The sequence below is a fragment of the Sphingobium sp. genome, from assembly GCF_033795625.1.
GTDB lineage: Bacteria > Pseudomonadota > Alphaproteobacteria > Sphingomonadales > Sphingomonadaceae > Sphingobium.
Genome location: NZ_JARYGI010000052.1, coordinates 1 through 17,456, shown reverse-complemented (window position 1 = coordinate 17,456; position 17,456 = coordinate 1). Strand labels below are relative to the sequence as shown.

Below are 17,456 nucleotides of genomic sequence, written 5' to 3'. Positions count from 1 at the left end.
ATGAAGCGACCCATTTGACCCTCCAGACTGTCGCCTCATCATAGCATATTTAACGCGTTTCCACACAGTCTGGACCATAAGATGCCAGTAAGCGCGCCGCTTGCGCAGCTGCTTGAGCACCGTGCCAAAACTGGGCGCCTGCTCGCCATCAGCCTGCCCTCCTCCGTGTCTGGGATCGCGCAACAGCAGCGCGATGACCGCGGCGAGCAGACAGCCGGGAAGACCCACGATCACGAAGGCGGTTTTCCAGCCCAAGGTCTGCGCCAGCCAGCCTCCCAATGCGAGGCCCGCAAACGAACCAAGCGGCAGCCCGAGATTATAGACTGCGAGAGCGCTCGCCCGACGGCTCGGGGAAATAGTGTCGGAGATGAGCGAATGTGCCGGTGGCGTGCATCCAGCCTCTCCGATGCCCACACCGACGCGCGCTGCGAAGAGCGTCCAGAAACTGCTCGCTGCGCCGCAGAGCGACGTCATTGCACTCCAGACAGCGATGGACCCCGCCAGCACCCACACCCGGTTGGTACGATCGGCAAGCCATGCGAGGGGAATACCACAGATGGCGTAGAAGAGAGCGAAGGCCAGGCCTGACATCATGCCGATCTGGACGTTGGTCAGTCCCAAGTCATGGCTGATAGGAATGGCCAGCACTGTCAGAATCTGGCGATCAACATAGCCGAAGGCATTAGCGAGCATGAGAAGAACCAGGAGGACGGCCTTGCCGGACTTCGACTGACTCGATGCAAAGCCCATCTGGGCGGCGCCTGCTGGCGGCGAGTTGTCCATCCTGGCTCCGCTCCATACTTTGCTATTTCGAAGAGAATGGCCGTTCTGCGGACGCGCATGCGGCACAGAGTCCTTCTCACAATTGTAGACATTCCTATGCGCGCGGAGTCTAAAACCTGAAGTCCCCGCGGCAAGGGACTCGGAAGGAGGGAGGCAGCAGCTCCGCGGTCACTTCAGCGGTGGAGCACCTGCGATCGACCAGTGGGTACGTGGAACGAGATCGTGGCCAAGTCCTGTCCTACGACAGAGCCGAAGGTCGGGGCGTGCCAAGTCGACGATCCGGAACGCGGGTGGTCGGGCACCGCCACGTTCATGAACGCCCTTTTCCGATAAGATCGGCGTTCACCATGCAGTCGCCGCTTTGCAGGTCCTTTTCCATTCCTGTTCTGCGCTGGCGCCAATAGCATAAAGGACGAGCGCCTAGAATGGGCGCCGCCGCTACGGCAATTGCGGGCGGCCCTTCTCGGATCTTTAGCGTGTCAGCTCAAGCGGGATGTCGGGCGAGACATAGTTTCTACGTGCTTCGAACCGTGAGATATCGTCGAAAAGCGGCTCGCTCTCGGAAATGTCGTCGAGGCCCAGAAGCAGAGTGCGCTTGCGGTCGGCAGGGATAGCGAACGCCATGGTGCCGATCGCTCCTGTCAATGTCTGATTTGGCAGGTCGACCTTGAGCGTCGCGGTAGCGGCGATTTTGGCCGCCTGCATCCAGGCCTCCACGGCCTGCGGCTCTAAAATGATTGGCAGAAGGCCATTCTTGAAACAATTATTATAGAAGATGTCGGCGAAACTAGGCGCGATGATGACCCTAATACCGAAATCGACCAGCGACCAGGGCGCATGTTCCCGGCTGGAACCGCAGCCGAAATTCTCTAACGCAATCAAGGTCGAGGCCCTGCGCCAAGGCTCCTGGTTCAAGACGAAATCGGAACGTTCTTGACCTTCTTCGTCATAGCGCATCGCGTGGAACAGCGCAGACCCAAGCCCGTGGCGCGTAATCGTTTTCAGGAAGGCGGCCGGCAGAATCTTGTCCGTGTCGATATTAGCCAGCGGCAGCGATGCGGCGATGCCGCCCTGATAGGTAAAGGCCGGCATCATCCAAGTTCCCGTACATCGACGAGTCGTCCATTGACCGCTGCGGCTGCCGCCATGGCCGGCGACATCAGATGAGTTCTGCCACCCGGACCCTGCCTGCCTTCGAAATTGCGGTTGGACGTCGATGCGCAACGCTGCCCAGGCTGCAATCGATCGGGGTTCATTCCGAGGCACATAGAGCAACCCGCCTCGCGCCATTCGAAGCCGGCGTCGATGAACGTCCTGTCGAGCCCTTCAGCCTCGGCCTGCGCCTTGATGGCGCCGGAGCCCGGAACGACCAGCGCCCGGACGCCGCTGGCCACCCGTCTGCCGCTGGCGATGCGCGCAGCGGCGCGAAGGTCTTCGATCCGGCTATTGGTACAGCTGCCGATAAAGACCACATCGACGGCTAGATCCCGCAACGGCTGCCCCGGCCGCAGGCCCATATAGCCCAGCATTTGCTCCACCTGGGCACGGCGCGCCGGCTCGTCGATCGCCGCAGGATCAGGAACATGCCCGGCGATCGTGGTTACGGCTTCGGGATTCGTGCCCCAGGTCACCATGGGTGCGATCGTGCCGGCGTTGATCGTGATCGTCCGATCGTAAACCGCACCGGGATCGGACCGCAGCGCCAGCCAACGGGGAATCGCGGCGTCGAAGGCGGCGCCTTGGGGGCAGAGCGCGCGCCCGCGCAGATAGGCAAAGCAGGTCTCGTCCGGCGCGATCATACCGGCGCGGGCACCAGCTTCGATCGACATGTTACACACGGTCATGCGACCTGCCATGTCGAGATCGGTGATTGCCTGACCGGCATATTCGATGACATGTCCGGTTGCGCCAGCGGTGCCCAGGGTGCCAATGATCGCCAGGACCAGATCCTTGGCGGTGACGCCGGTCCCCAGTGCACCCTCCACATTTACCAGCAGATTCTTAGCCGGCTTCTGCACCAGAGCCTGCGTCGCCAGCACATGCTCGACTTCGGATGTGCCGATGCCGAAAGCCAGTGCGCCGAAGGCACCATGAGTCGAGGTGTGGCTGTCCCCGCATACGATAGTTAAGCCCGGCAGCGTCAGGCCCAGATCCGGGCCAATGACATGAACGATGCCCTGAGCGGCGCTGCGCAGCGGGACATAGGGCACGCGGAATTCGGCGACATTGCGCTCCAGCGTCTCTACCTGGATGCGGCTGTCATGCTCGGCAATCGGCCGGTCGCGATGTTCGGTCGGCACGTTATGATCGGCCACCGCTATCGTGCCCTCCGGCCGGCGAACCGTTCTACCCGCAAGGCGCAGACTTTCGAAAGCCTGCGGGCTGGTAACTTCGTTTACCAGATGCCGGTCGATATAGATCAGCCAGCTACCGTCATTGGTCGGGGCGATGACATGCGCGTCCCAGATTTTCTGGAACATCGTGCGCGGCTGGTCGCCCATCGTCATGCCCCAGCTTCAAGCGTGCGGCGCGCCGCCAGGGCGGTTCGAACGCGGCCTCCGGGAAGTCCGCCAGGCAGCGCCGCGCCCTGCTGAGCGACGGCCAACAGGGCGGCGAGGTCGATACCGGTATCGATGCCCATGGACTGGAATGTCCATACCAGATCTTCGGTCGCGACATTGCCCGTTGCCCCCGGCGCGAACGGACAGCCGCCCAGTCCCGCGAAGGAGGAATCGAAGACCCGCACCCCTACGCCATGGGCTGCCAGCGCGTTGGCGACGCCCAGCCCGTAAGTGTCGTGCCCGTGATAGGCCCAGCGATTCAGTTCGGGGAAGCGCTCCTGCGCATCTTCCATCAGCCTCGCGACGCGATCTGGCGTGACCCGGCCGGTCGTATCGCACAGGCAAAATTCGGCCTCCGGCGCCATCGGTGCCAGAACCGCGAGCAAATCCAAGGTCGCCTCGGGCGCTACATTTCCATTGAACGGACAGTCGAAGCTGGTAGCGAGATTCACTCGAATTTTGACGCCAGCAGGCACGATGTCCATGATTCGGGCGAATTCCGCGGCCGATTCCAGTGGCGAGCGCCGCACATGTTCCTGTTGTGTTTCTCGGACACGGATAGAACAAAAGCGACATGACGGGCACCCGCCTCGATCGCGCGCTGGGCGTGACGCAAATTGGGAACCAGCACCTGCACGTCCAGGTCTGCCAAGGCGTTGGCCATCTGCAACACGTCCGCCGCGTCCGCAAGTTGCGGCACGGCCGCGTCTGACACAAAGGCAGTAGCCTCCATGCGGCGAAGTCCGGCACGATAGAGTTGTGCGATCATGTGAAGTTTGTCGGATGTCGGCACCAGCGGGCCGATCGGCTGGAAGCCATCCCGCGGCCCCACCTCCACAAGCGTGACGGTATCCGCGCTCATCGAATAATGCCTTGTTCCCGGAGAGCAGCGATCTCGGCGTGCTTCATCGCCGCCAGTTCCATCAGCACCTCGTCCGTATGGGTGCCGATGTCGGGTCCGGGCCATCGGATCGTCCCAGGACTTTGCGGAACATGAGGCACAATGCCGCTGTGCAGGACGGTTCCAAAGGCCGTATCGTCGATCTCCCGCACCATGCCACGATCGAGATACTGCGGATCGGTGGCGCAATCATGCGCCGTGTAAACCTTGCTGTTGGGGATGTCGGCGCCGTTCAAGAGGAGCAGCAATTCGCTAGAGACGTGACGTCCGGTCCACTCGCCGATAATCGCATCCAGCCGGGCGGCGTTGCGAACGCGCGCCGCGTTGCCGACATAGTCGGGATCGTCGATCATTTGCGGCCGACCGATCAGGACAGCCAGTTTTGCGAAAAGTGGTTCCGAATTGGCAGCGATGAGGACCCAGCTGCCATCCTTCGTCGGATAAGCGTTGGACGGGGCCGCAGTTGCGATGCCGCCGCCGGTCGGTTGCTTGATGATCCCAAGCTTCCCATATTCGGGCAGCATCGCTTCCATCATGCTGAAGACGCTTTCGGTCAGGGCGACGTCCAGGCTGCGCGCGGCAGCATCGCCGCCTTCGCGATCCCGTTGCCAAAGCGCGGCCATGATGCCGAAGGCGGCATACAGACCGGCGATCGAGTCGCCGATGCTCACGCCGACCCGGACCGGCGGCAAATCATTCTGCCCCGGGGCATGGTTGGTGAGATAACGCAATCCCCCAATCGCTTCTCCGATGACTCCGAAGGCCGCACGGTCGCGATAGGGGCCGGTCTGACCATAGCCCGAAATATGTGCGATGATGAGATCCGGTCGGACGGCGCGCAACGCGTCTGGGCCCAAGCTCATGCGAGCCAGTTGACCCGGGCGAAAATTTTCGACGACGACATCGCACTGTGCGACCAGAGCGAGAATGATGTCGCGCGCATCCGGCTTCTTGAGGTCGAGTGCGATGCTGCGCTTGTTGCGGCCGTGGATCGACCACCAGAGCGATCGTCCATCTACCTGCGCCCCCCACTGGCGGACGGGATCCCCTTGAAGGGGCTCGACCTTGATGACATCGGCGCCGAGGTCGCCCAGGAGGCGCGTGCAGAAAGGCGCAGCTACGAAGTGTCCGAGTTCGAGCACGCGAAGCCCCGATAATGTCGCGCCAAGTTCGGCCGGACCTGCACTGTCCATCATATCTGCGTGCGTCATCTCACTCTCCGGTCGGCGGCGCGTGCCACACTCTGTCCTTGCGAGAGTTAGAGCAGTCCATATGGGAGGGTCTGTCCCCGAGCTTGGGGACATGCCGAGCGCTTATTCGCCAGCCTATGTTTGCCCGTGATTTAAAGTAGGTAGCGCAAAGGCGGTCGGCTCCAGCACATAAATGTCTGAACGGCCCAAAAGGGCGCGGCCGAACGAACGACGCGCCGCCGCGATCGCGCCATTGAGTACATCGTCCTTCTGAATTCTTAGCCAGCCTTCTCGGCGTGCGGCAGCGTCCGACCAGTGCAGCATGAGCGCCACTCGCGGCAAAGATGCGCCCGTCAAAAGATCGGCTACAAGGAAGAGTGAGCCACCCGCGCGTTGCACGGCTGGCAAATAACTGTCTGCCAGAAACGCGTTTACCGCCCCGCCCCGTCCCAGCGCGGACTCGCTAAGGACAAGATCGAAAACTCCGGCGAGCGGTTCTTCCTCCCTCGCAGCCATGCCTGGCCATACCGGATTGCTCGCCATGAAGAAGATCTCAAACCTCTCGGTAGCTTCTTCATCGCCCTGCGTCTGCAATCGGATCTGCGGCCAGCGCGGATCACTGTAAAAAAGTGCCCATTGAGTCTCTCGATCTGCGAGAGTCGCATAGGCCATCATATAGACGAACATCGGTCCGGACGGTCCGGCCGTCACGATCCACCGCCCGACGTTGTTGATGCCATGGTCAGCGAAAAGCGCAGGCAGATGATGCTCGAAGCGTTCAAGCGCGACATCCAGCCGCCCGGGGACAATGGTATATAGCCGTACTTCGTAAATCATGTGCGCTCGCTGTATCCGTCTGATGGCTTGATCCGGTACCAACATGATAGATAGCGCGTCCGGTAGCTGCACGACAGAACGAGTTCGTCAGTCGTAACGCGCGCGCAATTGCTGGATCAGTTCGACCAGGGCTTCGGGAACATCCCTGCCTTCCGCCTGCGCCTTCTTCTTGGCATCGCACCAGAGTTTGAGATCGGCAAAGCCCTGCTCGGTATGCCGGTTCCATTCGGTATCCAGCGGTGTCGTGATCTCCAGGCGCAAACCATTAGGGTCATGAAAATAGATGGAGTAGATCAATCCTTTGTGGTCCGTCGGTCCGACGACATCGATGTCGTTCGCTCTCAGCCAGTCGTACCAACGATCGACTTCTTCTTTGTCGGTGGCTTGTAGCGCGATGTGATCAAAAATGTCGTAGGCAGGATGCGCCACCGCAGGGCGGTCAGGAAGGCCAGGCGCTTCAAAGAAAGCGATGGTGGAACCGTCCTGCATACGAAAGAAAATATGGAAATAAGGGAAGGCATCTCCGGTCGAAGGGACCTTGTCATCGTACACAGTGCTGGCGAGTTCCATGCCCATCACACGGGTGTAGAATTCTGCCGTTGCCTCCACATCGTGTGTCACCCAGGCGGCGTGATTGAGCATGAGCGGCGTCAAGCCGGGGTTCAGCGCGCGCTGGGGTGCGAGAACAGCATTCACAACTTCCATATCAAGTTCCTCGACCATGTCGCCGCTTCCGCGACTTGTCTTTCCTGCCTAGCCAGAAAGGATATCGTGACTGTCCCCATCATGTGGGACTTGGCTTCCGAAAATCGACCGACATCAGCCTCTTCAGTCGGCGGCCGGCGTGACTATAAACGGAGGCTTCGACGCACAATGTCCCCTTCTCAGGGGATTGCCGTGGAAAATTTCGGACAGAAGCCGGGAAGTCCCTAGCTAAGGGGACAACTTTACGGCCTGCGTTGCGCGATAACTCGTGATGGGAGTCTGCCGATCAGGGGCGGATGACCCCTGGGAGGAGCGCTTGGTGGAAAGTGGACGTGATATCGAGTTCGAGTGGGTCCACGTCGCTTACGACGAGCGATCGGCTTTTACGGAGACATACGGTTTTGCGGGCAATCAGGGGGCCGTCAATCTTGAGGGCATCCTCATCCGTCCCAAAGACATTTCATCAGATACTCTAATGGTTCTGATGCATCCAGCGTCGACGCTGCAATTGCTGCCGGTCCCGCGCGAGGCCGCCCGCCAAGGCATGCATATTTTGTGTGCGGGCAGCCGCTATGCAAAAAACGACACCGCGGCGATCCTCGAAAAAGTGCTGTTGGATCTGGGCGCTTATATCCGGCACGCCAAGAATGTTCTTGGGTATCGGAAGATCATCCTGCTTGGTTGGAGCGGCGGCGGATCCCTCGCGCTTTTCTATCAGTCGCAGGCAGAGAACCCCAGCGTCACCCACTCGCCTGCAGGCGATCCGGTGAACGTGGTTGCAACCGGCCTCATACCGGCAGACGCCGTAATCTTCCAGGCGGCCCATATATCTCGAGCGCGTCTGCTGCTCGACATCATCGACCCATCGGTGCGCGATGAAAATAATCCTGACGATCGCGATCCTATGCTCGATCTCTATGATCCGGCCAATCCCAACCAGCCGCCCTATACGCCAGCATTCATTGCCGAATATCGCGCGGCGCAGTTGGCCCGGATGCGCCGTATCACACATTGGGTCAAAGCGACGCTCGCCCGACTTCAGTCGAACGGTGGCGCGGAAGTGGAACGCGGGTTTGTCGTGCATCGGACGCTGGCCGACCCTCGCTTTCTTGATGCCTCCTTGGACCCGAACGACCGCAGGACGGGATGGTGCTATCTGGGCAATCCGGAGACCGTTAATAGCGGCCCGGTCGGTCTGGCCCGTTTCTCGACGCTGCGGGCTTGGCTTTCTCAATGGTCCATAGACGACAGCAATGCCGACGGCTTGCTGTGTGCCAGCAACTTCCGCGCGCCGCTGCTGGTGATCGAGAACAGCGCGGACGACGCCGTGCCTCAACCCCATGCCCGCTCGATCTTCGAGGCGGCCGCAAGCCCTGACAAGAGCTTCGCGGTGATCCGAGGGGGCACTCATTATTATGCCGGCCAACCTCGGCAGTTGCAGGAAGTGACGGCCCTCGTACGCAATTGGCTGTCACAGCGCGGATTGGTGAACATCTGACATGAACATATTCCAGCTATTAGATAACGCTGCGACACGTTTTCCCGATCGGCCCGCGCTGTGCCTTGGCACCGAGGTGATCGCGAGTTGGGCGGAGTTGCGCCGCCGTACCTTGGGGCTGGCAGGGACATTGGCGCACTATCCGACCGGGTCACGGATCGTGATCGCCAGCAAGAACTGCCCTGACTATGTGACTATCCTGTTTGCGACGTGGGCAGCCGGCCATGTCGTGGTGCCGATCAATTTCAAGCTTCACGCGCGAGAGATGAAACAGATCATCGCGGACTCCGGCGGAGTGCTCGTCTTTGCATCGGCAGCGTTGACCGAGGCGATACAAGCCCTTGATAGCTGCGACACGGACATGGTCACCATTGGCTCGCCCGGCTTCGAAGGACGGTGCAACGAACCGCCTAAGCAACCCGCCGACCCCTCGCCTGACGACCTCGCCTGGCTATTCTTTACGAGTGGAACCACCGGACGCTCGAAGGGGGCGATGCTCACGTATCGAAACCTCCTTGCGATGTCCGTCGCACATTTGGCGGACTTCGAAGATATCGGGGAGGATATGGGGATAGTGCATGCAGCGCCGATGTCCCACGGCTCTGGTCTCTACATTCTGCCGTATGTCGCGAGAGCAGCGCGGCAGATCATCCCGCGCTCCGGCGGCTTTGACACAGCCGAATTTCTCGCGCTGTGCGCCCATCATGGCGGTGTGGGGGCTTTCCTGGCGCCGACAATGCTGCAACGGCTGCGAATGGCCGTTGCCGGTGGCGAAGGTGAGGCAGCGCCAGGGTTGCGCAACGTCATATATGGCGGCGGACCTATGTATCTGGCGGAAATAAAGAAGGCGCTGGCGGTCTTCGGACCTCGTTTCTGTCAGCTCTATGGTCAGGGCGAAAGCCCGATGACGATCACCGGATTGCGCCGCCGGGATTTCGAAACGCCGGACGACGATGTTCTCGCCTCAGTCGGCTGGCCACGCAGCGGCATGGAGGTGCAGGTCGTCGACCCGGAAGGAACGGTCATGCCGCTAGGGAGCGTCGGCGAAATTCGGCGTCGTGGCGATATCGTCATGGCGGGATATTGGAACAATCCCACGGCTACGGATGCAACCCTCAACAACGGCTGGCTGATGACGGGAGATACCGGCGCCTTCGATGCCAACGGCATGCTGACGCTCCGTGACCGGACGAAAGACGTCATAATCTCCGGCGGAACCAATATCTATCCTCGCGAAGTGGAGGAGGTGTTGCTCCGTTGCCCAGGTGTGTCTGAAGTCAGCGTTGTCGGCGAACCCGATGAGGAATGGGGCGAGACCGTGGTTGCGTTCGTGGTTCTGGACGAGGCGAGTGGAGCCGTCGACGCGGCCCGGCTGGACGCGCATTGTCTCGATCAAATCGCTCGCTTCAAACGGCCCAAACGCTATATCTTTCTCGATAGCCTTCCCAAGAGCAGCTACGGCAAAATCCTCAAGCGTGTGCTGATCGAGCAGCTTTCGCGTTATCCCATGGAATAGCCGTCAATGGCAAAGACGGGCGGTGACGAATAAGGCGGCGCCCTTCCCTTCGACGCTAACGGGCAGCCCCGCAGGAAGTTGCCCATTGGCGTGCAGGCGAAGGATGAGATGATAATGGGTCGGTGACGATCACGTCCTTGAGTGTTGCCCCAGTCGTCATTGTGTTGTGACGAATTTGGAACCGCCGGGCAGAGCCGCATAGCCGACATAGGCTTTCGTTTCGAGAAAGCCCTCGAACGCCGAGGCGCCCCATTCACGCCCGTTACCCGATTGCTTGAAGCCTCCGAAGGGCAGCGAGGCGTCGATCGGCGCACCGTTGAGAATGACCTGCCCCGCCGGAATGCGAGCGGCTACCGCGCACTTGGGCAAGGTCGGCGCCGTGCACGTAGGCCGCCAGACCATATGGTGTGTCCGTGGCCTTCGCGATGGCATCCTCGACGTCGTCATAGCCCTGTATAACCAGCACGGGCCCGAAAATCTCTTCCCGGACGATCGCCATGTCGGGCGTCGTATCGGCGAAGACCGTCGGTTGAACATAATAGCCCCGTTCAAAACCGGCCGGCCGCCCCGAACCGCCTGCCACGATCGTTGCCCCTTCGGCAATCCCTTGCTCGATCAGGCTCTGGATCTTGGAAAACTGGCTCGCGTTGATGACCGGGCCGATGAAGGCATTGCTGTCTGGCGTTCCGACCGTCACGTCCGCCATGGCGCGCCTTGTGATCGCCTTGACCTCCTCGAGCCGGTCATTGGGCACCAGCATGCGAGACGGCGCCGAGCAGGTCTGCCCCGAATTGAGCATGAGTGCCGTGATGCCTGACGGCACGACGGTGTCGAAATCCGCACTGGGCAGCAGGATATTCGGGCTCTTTCCGCCCAACTCCTGGTGCACGCGCTTGACCGTCGCGGCGGCGTTGCGGGCAACTTCGATGCCTGCGCGTGTCGAGCCCGTGAAGGACACCGCGTCGATGCCCGGATGTCCGCTGATCGCCGCGCCCACCGTAGGACCATCGCCGTAGACCAGGTTGAAGACGCCGGGTGCATAGCCGGCGTCTTCAATGATCTGAGCTATGATCTCGGCCGAGTAAGGCGCATATTCGGAGGGCTTCAGGACGATCGTGCAGCCAACGGCCAGCGCTGGAACAACCTTCGCCATGACGACCGAAGCCGGCCAGTTCCAGGGGGTGATCAGTCCGCAAACGCCGATCGGTTCGAGACGGACCAGCGAACAGCCTCGCACCACCTCGAATTCGAAATCCCGCAACGCCTCTATGCCCACGCGAATATGTTCCAGCGCGAAATAGAGATGCGCGTTGCGGGCTATCGCGATGGGCGAGCCGATTTCCTCTGATATCGCCTCTGCCAGTTCATCGCGCCGGCGATCAAACCCCGCGCCTATCGCAATGAGCCTTTCCAGGCGTTCTTCGCGGCTCGAATTGCCAAATACCCCAAAGGCGGCACGGGCCGCGGCAACGGCATCATCGACCTCAGCGCCATTCCCCAAGGGAATTTGCCCTGACACTTCCTCGGTCGCCGGATTGACAACGTCAAAGATCGCGCTGTCGGATCGAACGCGCCATTCCCCGTTGATGAAATGTTTAAGGGTGGACCGCATTTTTTCTCTCCTGTCGCTTCAAGGCTCACCGTAATGAGCGATCCGACCGTGTTGATCTTGTCCCCTCGGGGGGGACAACCCCGGTGCGGAGGGCGGGTGCCGCAAGGCGACCCGGAGGGGCAATATGAGCAGATCATCCGGGAATTGGCTCCTGTCGAGTTGAGGCCGCGAGCCGCGGCTTCGAACGCGTGAGAGGTCAGGCCACAACACGTCCCTATAGAAGGGGACAGCCTGCGCTAAAGGCCGGGTTTATCAAAACATGCCAAGGCTGCACGCTTACTTGTCGCCTTAGAATAGCGTGAGAGAAATATAAGGTTAGGTCGGCTGCTCGCAGCGTAGATCACGTAGTTAACGTGCGCGTATTTCCATCGATTGAGTTCAGTCGTCGGTCATATTTTTGAAGAAAACAAAAGATCAAGGTATCTGGGGAGGAAATAATGCGTTTTAGTTCGCTTTTTTCAACATCGGCATTGGCCGGTACCGCGCTGATGGTGTTCGTCGCGCAGCCTGCCTCCGCTCAGACTGTTCCCGCCGATCCGACGGCCCCGCAGGCCAGCCAGGGCGGTCTGGAAGACATCGTCGTGACGGCTCAGAAGCGTGCGGAAAATGTGCAAGACACGCCGATTGCCATTTCCGCGTTCAGCGGCGACACGTTGGCCCGTAATCGCGTGCAGGGCATCGCCGATCTTTCCCGGATCGCGCCAGGCATTGTCAGCGGCGCGCAATATGGCACAAACCGCCTTTTCATACGCGGGATCGGGCTGACGTCGATCGCCATTGGTGCGGATCCCAGCTCGGCTTTTCACGTCGATGGCGTCTATGTCGGCCGCCCTAGCGCCCAGCTCAACTCCTTCTTCGACATCGACCGCGTGGAGGTTCTTCGCGGGCCGCAAGGCACGCTCTATGGGCGCAATGCAACAGGTGGCTCGGTCAATGTGATCACCAAGCGGCCGACCGCGGATCTCAATGGCTATGTCAATGTCGGCTATGGCAACTATGATCGCATCGATCTGGAGGGTGCCGTCGGCGGTCCCCTGACTGAAGATGGGCGGATCATGGGACGCATTGCGGTCCAGACCGTAAACCGCGACGGATACGGCAAGAATCTCTACAAAGTCGTGCCCGGCGGCGACGCAAAGCAGGATATCGACGATGAAAATCGCCAGTCCATCCGCGCCTCGCTGCTGTTCAAGCCGACCGACGGTCTCGACATCACCCTGATCGGAGAACATTCGCGCGAGCGCGATCATAATTACGCCAATCACAATATGGGCCCCTACCCGGGGTTCGTGCTGACGGGTCCGTTGATGGGATATACGGCCATCATTCGCAGCCGCGATATCGCCTCATCGACATCCGAACAGAATCGCCGCACGGGCTATGCCCTGACCGGTATTGTCGGCTACGATCTGTCGGACACGATCCGCCTCCAATCGATCACTGGCTGGAGAAAATGGAATCGATACAACGCACCCGATACCGAGGGCAGCACGGCGCCCATTGGTGTCGAGGGCTATAAAGAGACGTCCCGGCAGTTCAGCCAGGAAGGGCAGATCAATTACGATACGACCAACCTGAAAGGCATTGTTGGGCTGTTCTATTACAAGGAGCGCGTCGGCAATCGGACCTTCGTCGATTTCAGCCAGCAGAATTTCGGTACGGTCGCCGCCCCGGTTCTCTTTCCGGGGGCCTATTACGAGCAGAACGGCCATTCGGATATCAGCGCGATTGCAGCCTTTACCCAGTGGACATATTCGATCACGCCTCAACTCAACATAACCGGTGGCCTGCGCTACAGCCACGAGCGTCGTACGAACGAGGGCCTGTTCGCCGGGCCGCTGGCGCCCATCATCCTTCTGGATCAGGCAAAGGCATGGAATTCGTTTACGCCCAAGGTCGCCATCGACTATCATATCTTCGACGATGTGATGCTCTATGCGTCCTATACCAAGGGCTTCAAAAGCGGCACCTATAACACCGCGACACCCAACCCGGTCGTCAATCCGGAAAAGGTCACGTCCTATGAAGCCGGCGTAAAGGCAACGCTTTTCGATCGCCATCTAGAACTCAGCATCGGCGGCTTCTACTATGACTATAAGGACCTGCAGGTTAACAAGATTATCGGTATTACAGCCGTCACGGTCAATGCGGCGACAGCCAAGAACAAGGGGATCGAGGCCTCGGCGCGCTGGCGCGTCACGGACGGGCTGACGCTCAACGCCGATCTGACTTATCTTGACGCGAAATTCTCCAAGTTCAATTCGGCCAACCCGCTTTATGCGTCGGGCTGCGAGATCAACGACGCCGCCCATTGCGTTAACGGCGAACAGGTGCTGAAGGGCAATCCCCTTCCGGGTTCCAACAAATGGGGCGCCAACATCGGCGCGGAATATGTGCTGCCCGTTGGTGGTAACAGCCTGACGGCACGCCTGGACGGCAACTACCGGTCTCGGATCTATTTCAGCGAGTTCAAGCAGGAAGCCATTTCCCAAAAGGGTGTCGTGAAGCTCGACGGCTCGCTGCGCTACGACTTTGGCGACCGTTGGAGTGCCACGCTCTGGGGTAAAAATCTGACCAATCGCAAGGTCGTGGGGAATGAAATTCTCATATTGGCGCTGTGGGGCTTTCCCATCGCTGGAGCCTATGATCCGCCCCGTACTTACGGCATCTCTCTCGGCGCTAAGTTCTAAGAGTAAGGGCGCGTAGCGGAAGCGCGCGCCCTTTTCCGTTGCATTGGTTTTCGTCGCGCCAGAAGCGTGGACGATATTCTACAAGAGGCTCGTTCGACCATGAACAATCCCGTCGATTTCGGCACCTATGATTATGTCGTTATCGGCTCGGGGTCAGCTGGATCAGCCATCGCAGCGCGGCTAGCTGAAATGCCTTCGTCCAGCGTACTGGTTCTCGAGGCAGGGCCAGCGGCCGATAATTTTTGGCTGACCTGGCCAATCGGCTATGCGAAGATTCTGGCAAACCCCGATCTGATGTGGCCCTTCGAAAGCGAGCCCGAGCCCAACCTTAATGGGCGCCGTATCTCTGCCATGCGCGGGCGTGTCGTAGGTGGCGGCAGTTCGGTTAATGGCATGATCTACGTACGCGGGGATGCATCGGATTATGATACTTGGCGTCAGTTGGGGAATGCCGGTTGGGCGTACAAGGATGTCCTGCCCTATTTTCGGAAAGCCGAGCGTTACGAACGGGGCTCCAGCACATATCACGGTGACGATGGACCGATCGGCGTTGAGGGGGTCCGCTGGCGCAACCCGCTTGCTGAAGCCTTCATAGACGCCGCGGAAAGCGTCGGTATTCCACGGACCGACGATTTCTGCGGGGCGACAATGGAAGGCGTAGGCTATTACCAGTCTTCAACTTGGAAAGGCCGGCGATCGTCGGCTGCCGGCTATCTTCGCCGGATGAAGGCTCAGAAGAACCTGAACCTGGTGCCCAACGCTTTGGTCACCGGCTTGATCTTGGAAGGACGCGTCGCGCGGGGCGTCCGGTTCGAACGCGACGGCGTGCAGCACAACGTGCAGGCGCGGCGAGAAGTCATTCTGAGCAGCGGGTCGATCGTGACGCCAAAATTGCTGCAACTATCCGGCATCGGTCCCGGCGCCTTACTGCAGGAACACGGCATAGCCGTCGCGCATGACTTGCCCGGCGTTGGCGAAAACCTGATCGACCACCTCTCCGCCAAGCGCGGCTATACGACTAGCAGCTCCTACACGATGAACGCAATGATGCAGAGCCTGCCCGCCAAGGCGTGGGCCGGCCTGCAATATCTTACGACGCGCATGGGCCCCTTGGCAGCCTCGGTGGCCAGTGCGGGTGGCTTTGCCCGCACGCGTCCGGAAGTGGAAGTGCCGGACGTGCAGCTGTTCATGATCCCGTTCAATTCGGGTGAATATTGGGACAAGCTTGCCAAGGCCTCCAGCTTTCAGATCGTGATGTGCCAACTCAGGCCCGAAAGCCGCGGCCATGTTCGCATCGCTTCGTCCGACCCCTACGCCAGCCCCGTGATCGCGCCGAACTATCTGTCGGATCCACGTGACGTTCAGACGACCCTTGATGGCATGCGATTGATCCAAAAAATTGGTGTCGCAGGTCCGCTGCGCGCGCTTGAATCCCGGCAAACGCAACCTCAAACTCCCGACGAAAGCGATGAGAGCCTGTTGAGCTATATTCGCGAAACTGCGATTACCACATGGCACCATGTCGGCACCTGCAAGATGGGCAATGATGCGTTGGCCGTCGTCGACGCCGAACTTAAAGTCCATGGCATTGATCGGCTTCGGGTGGTCGACGGATCGATAATGCCCACCCTTATCTCGGGAAACACCAATGCGGCCTGCATCATGATCGGAGAAAAGGGCGCAGATATCGTCAAGCAAGCGGCCAAGAGATAGCTCACTCGTTATGGCAAAAAGCGATCAGCAAGACGAGGTGGGGGCTTAGTGGAGAAGATAGCGTGTCCCGATCGCGCTAATGCATCGCCTGGGTGACCCACAGTGGCATGAACTTGGATGCTCAGACGATATTAGCTCGCAATTTTTCTCCGCGACGCTTCAGATCGATCTTGCCGGCAGGCCTCGTCCGAGTCCATGAAAACTTGGTCGAGCGGCGACAGTCCCTTTAACGCCGTAGGGAAATAGACGGCTAAGAATTAACTCGGGAGCGGCCGCGGGCCTTTGCAGACGACGGCCTGAGAGCTGATCCACAAACCCGGCGACCCAGCTCAAGGTCGGCGTCGGTAACAACGCCCAGGTCGCTGTCGATACCCGGCACAAGCTGATCGTTGATCAATATGTGTCTAACTCGGGCATCGGCCCTGGCTTTCTACCGCAGACGGCTAGCGCCGTGCGCGAGCTACTGGGCGTCGAGCGCATCGATGCCGGGGCCGACAAGGCTTATCATGAAGGCGAGGACATCGCCGCCGGTAAGAGCCTCGGCATTATCCCATATGTCATACGCCCGCATCGCGGGCCTGCGAACCCGAAAGGCTATTATCCCAAGGTAATAGTTCTGATATGATCCCGGGGAGGATTGCTACGCTTGCCCACACCATTTTCCACCCACGCCAGAACGGCACGCCTGGAAACGTCTTGCGCAGGCTAAAGGTTCTCGCGCGGAGACACTGATGATCGTCCGACCAGGAACGGCTTTGCGAGCCGGTTAGCGCAGTATCTGAACCCCGCGGAACAGCGGCCCTGCTCCCTTGCCGATGCCGTCCGCCACGCCGCGACGGCCCACACCCAGTGCGGTGCCAAAAAGGCGGTCTCCCCCACCCCCCTTGATCCGCCTTGCAGCGCAGAATTTCCAGCAGCCGTGCTTCGGGATCAGGCGTCGGCGATGTCTCGACCGCTACCGCAACCAGTTCGAAGGCGCGGAGCCGTGCCATAGGCTTCGGAAGCAGCGCGGTCGCGCAACCCCGCCAGATCGTCCCCCACAGGCCTCCAGCAGCGCCTTTAGGTTGAGCCCCACGGATTTGTCGCGCTTTGACGTCCTTTACCGGTCCCTTGAACCGCAGCGGCCGCGCCTGGGCCTGCGCCACGCCCTTTCGCCGGATGCCGCGCAGCCGCAATTTGACCGGTGGTGCCTGCGTCGGCTCCTTCAGATCCAGCAACTAATACCACGCTGCATTGATCATGACCCACGTGCCCATTTACGGCGTCCGATAGTCATGATGCGCCACGGCTGATCGATCAGCCTGTTCCAGGCGTCGCAGCAGAGGTCGATGATGTTGTCGTGGGGTGTGAAGATGCGGTTGGATAGCCAGTTATCGCGCATGAACTGCCAGATATTTTCTACTGGGTTGAGCTCAGGACATTTCGGCGGCAGCGGAACGATGCTAATATT

General features: G+C 60.1%; 16 protein-coding genes. 5 read left to right on the top strand and 11 right to left on the bottom strand.

Annotated features, from left to right (window positions below):
• The 8 genes from QHC67_RS17330 to QHC67_RS17295 all read right to left on the bottom strand — a co-directional run.
• Positions 1-783 (bottom strand): MFS transporter (locus QHC67_RS17330; RefSeq protein ID WP_319296180.1); only part of this gene is annotated, 783 nt, incomplete at its 3' end.
• Positions 784-1,254: 471 nt separating this feature from the next.
• The gene (gene leuD, locus QHC67_RS17325) at positions 1,255-1,878 is read right to left on the bottom strand and encodes a 3-isopropylmalate dehydratase small subunit (protein WP_319296178.1); all 624 of its coding nucleotides are present in this window, start codon (positions 1,876-1,878) and stop codon (positions 1,255-1,257) included.
• Positions 1,875-3,284 carry a 3-isopropylmalate dehydratase large subunit gene (leuC, locus tag QHC67_RS17320; RefSeq protein ID WP_319296177.1) on the bottom strand — a complete coding sequence of 470 codons (1,410 nt, stop codon included), beginning with the start codon at positions 3,282-3,284 and terminating at the stop codon, positions 1,875-1,877. Before leuC ends, leuD begins: the two co-directional genes overlap by 4 nt.
• Before the next feature lie 2 nt (positions 3,285-3,286).
• On the bottom strand, positions 3,287-3,829 hold the full coding sequence (locus tag QHC67_RS17315; protein WP_319296175.1) for a hypothetical protein: 543 nt from the start codon (positions 3,827-3,829) through the stop codon (positions 3,287-3,289).
• Positions 3,793-4,206, bottom strand: coding sequence for a hypothetical protein (locus tag QHC67_RS17310; RefSeq protein ID WP_319296173.1), 414 nt, complete (start codon positions 4,204-4,206; stop codon positions 3,793-3,795). The genes QHC67_RS17315 and QHC67_RS17310 overlap by 37 nt, the downstream gene beginning before the upstream one ends.
• A complete protein-coding gene (locus QHC67_RS17305) occupies positions 4,203-5,456 on the bottom strand; it encodes a CoA transferase (protein WP_319296172.1) in 1,254 nt (417 codons plus the stop codon). The genes QHC67_RS17310 and QHC67_RS17305 overlap by 4 nt, the downstream gene beginning before the upstream one ends.
• A gap of 114 nt (positions 5,457-5,570) precedes the next feature.
• The gene (locus QHC67_RS17300; RefSeq protein WP_319296169.1) at positions 5,571-6,272 is read right to left on the bottom strand and encodes an NIPSNAP family protein; all 702 of its coding nucleotides are present in this window, start codon (positions 6,270-6,272) and stop codon (positions 5,571-5,573) included.
• Between the two features lie 87 nt (positions 6,273-6,359).
• Positions 6,360-6,995, bottom strand: coding sequence for a VOC family protein (locus tag QHC67_RS17295; RefSeq protein ID WP_319296167.1), 636 nt, complete (start codon positions 6,993-6,995; stop codon positions 6,360-6,362).
• Positions 6,996-7,296: 301 nt separating this feature from the next.
• On the opposite strand from QHC67_RS17295, the gene QHC67_RS17290 reads away from it, so the two are divergent.
• The gene (locus QHC67_RS17290) at positions 7,297-8,475 is read left to right on the top strand and encodes an alpha/beta hydrolase (RefSeq protein ID WP_319296166.1); all 1,179 of its coding nucleotides are present in this window, start codon (positions 7,297-7,299) and stop codon (positions 8,473-8,475) included.
• 1 nt (position 8,476) lies between these two features.
• Complete coding sequence (locus QHC67_RS17285) at positions 8,477-9,991, top strand: AMP-binding protein (RefSeq protein WP_319296164.1); 1,515 nt, start codon at positions 8,477-8,479, stop codon at positions 9,989-9,991.
• Between the two features lie 156 nt (positions 9,992-10,147).
• On the opposite strand, the gene QHC67_RS17280 is transcribed toward QHC67_RS17285, so the two are convergent.
• Together QHC67_RS17280 and QHC67_RS17275 are read right to left on the bottom strand one after the other, a co-directional pair.
• Positions 10,148-10,285: an aldehyde dehydrogenase family protein gene (locus tag QHC67_RS17280; protein WP_319296182.1), complete on the bottom strand. Its 138-nt coding sequence runs from the start codon at positions 10,283-10,285 to the stop codon at positions 10,148-10,150.
• Entirely contained in the window at positions 10,254-11,603 is a 1,350-nt protein-coding gene (locus QHC67_RS17275) for an aldehyde dehydrogenase family protein (protein ID WP_319296162.1), read from the bottom strand. Before QHC67_RS17275 ends, QHC67_RS17280 begins: the two co-directional genes overlap by 32 nt.
• Positions 11,604-12,040: 437 nt before the next feature.
• On the opposite strand from QHC67_RS17275, the gene QHC67_RS17270 reads away from it, so the two are divergent.
• The 3 genes from QHC67_RS17270 (at position 12,041) to QHC67_RS17260 (ending at position 16,631) form a co-directional block, all read left to right on the top strand.
• The gene (locus QHC67_RS17270) at positions 12,041-14,293 is read left to right on the top strand and encodes a TonB-dependent receptor (RefSeq protein ID WP_319296160.1); all 2,253 of its coding nucleotides are present in this window, start codon (positions 12,041-12,043) and stop codon (positions 14,291-14,293) included.
• Positions 14,294-14,392: 99 nt separating this feature from the next.
• Positions 14,393-16,006 (top strand): GMC family oxidoreductase, encoded by a 1,614-nt coding sequence (locus tag QHC67_RS17265; RefSeq protein WP_319296159.1) that lies wholly within the window; start codon positions 14,393-14,395, stop codon positions 16,004-16,006.
• A 451-nt stretch (positions 16,007-16,457) separates the two neighbouring features.
• Positions 16,458-16,631, top strand: a complete 174-nt coding sequence (locus QHC67_RS17260) for a hypothetical protein (protein ID WP_319296157.1) — start codon at positions 16,458-16,460, stop codon at positions 16,629-16,631.
• 612 nt (positions 16,632-17,243) lie between these two features.
• Here QHC67_RS17260 and QHC67_RS17255 read toward each other — a convergent pair.
• On the bottom strand, positions 17,244-17,456 hold a 213-nt coding region (locus QHC67_RS17255; protein WP_319296155.1), incomplete at its 5' end, for a transposase.

Coding starts and splice junctions, on each gene's coding strand:
- leuD (WP_319296178.1), bottom strand. CDS start 1,878: ATGATGCCGGCCTTTACCTATCAGGGCGGCATCGCCGCATCGCTGCCG.
- leuC (WP_319296177.1), bottom strand. CDS start 3,284: ATGGGCGACCAGCCGCGCACGATGTTCCAGAAAATCTGGGACGCGCAT.
- QHC67_RS17315 (WP_319296175.1), bottom strand. CDS start 3,829: ATGGACATCGTGCCTGCTGGCGTCAAAATTCGAGTGAATCTCGCTACC.
- QHC67_RS17310 (WP_319296173.1), bottom strand. CDS start 4,206: ATGAGCGCGGATACCGTCACGCTTGTGGAGGTGGGGCCGCGGGATGGC.
- QHC67_RS17305 (WP_319296172.1), bottom strand. CDS start 5,456: ATGACGCACGCAGATATGATGGACAGTGCAGGTCCGGCCGAACTTGGC.
- QHC67_RS17300 (WP_319296169.1), bottom strand. CDS start 6,272: ATGATTTACGAAGTACGGCTATATACCATTGTCCCCGGGCGGCTGGAT.
- QHC67_RS17295 (WP_319296167.1), bottom strand. CDS start 6,995: ATGGTCGAGGAACTTGATATGGAAGTTGTGAATGCTGTTCTCGCACCC.
- QHC67_RS17285 (WP_319296164.1), top strand. CDS start 8,477: ATGAACATATTCCAGCTATTAGATAACGCTGCGACACGTTTTCCCGAT.
- QHC67_RS17275 (WP_319296162.1), bottom strand. CDS start 11,603: ATGCGGTCCACCCTTAAACATTTCATCAACGGGGAATGGCGCGTTCGA.
- QHC67_RS17270 (WP_319296160.1), top strand. CDS start 12,041: ATGCGTTTTAGTTCGCTTTTTTCAACATCGGCATTGGCCGGTACCGCG.
- QHC67_RS17265 (WP_319296159.1), top strand. CDS start 14,393: ATGAACAATCCCGTCGATTTCGGCACCTATGATTATGTCGTTATCGGC.